The organism is Pseudomonas sp. BBP2017 (assembly GCF_003024385.1).
Taxonomy (GTDB): domain Bacteria; phylum Pseudomonadota; class Gammaproteobacteria; order Pseudomonadales; family Pseudomonadaceae; genus Aquipseudomonas.
Genome location: NZ_PVZN01000061.1, coordinates 1 through 239, shown reverse-complemented (window position 1 = coordinate 239; position 239 = coordinate 1). Strand labels below are relative to the sequence as shown.

The window sequence follows — 239 nt, the reverse complement described above, 5'->3', positions numbered from 1 at the left end:
TTCACTGCCACACTGAGCCATGCCTCCCAAGGCGTGACCACGATCACCACCGACCGTGGCGTGATCACCATTGCCGATGGTCAGACCACGGGCACCCTGACGGTTCCGGCTAGCAACGGCGAAGACGTCTACAAGGACGGCAGCGCGTTGACCGCCACGATCACCGGCGTCAACGGCCCTGGCTTTGAAAAGCTGGAAGTCGGCAACAGCTCGGCAACCTCGACGGTGGTCGACACCAC

Annotated in this window: 1 protein-coding gene; it reads left to right on the top strand. The window is 62.8% G+C overall.

From position 1 onward, the window contains the following. The coding region (locus C6382_RS24075; protein WP_158262126.1) for an immunoglobulin-like domain-containing protein at positions 1–239 on the top strand (239 nt) is incomplete at both ends.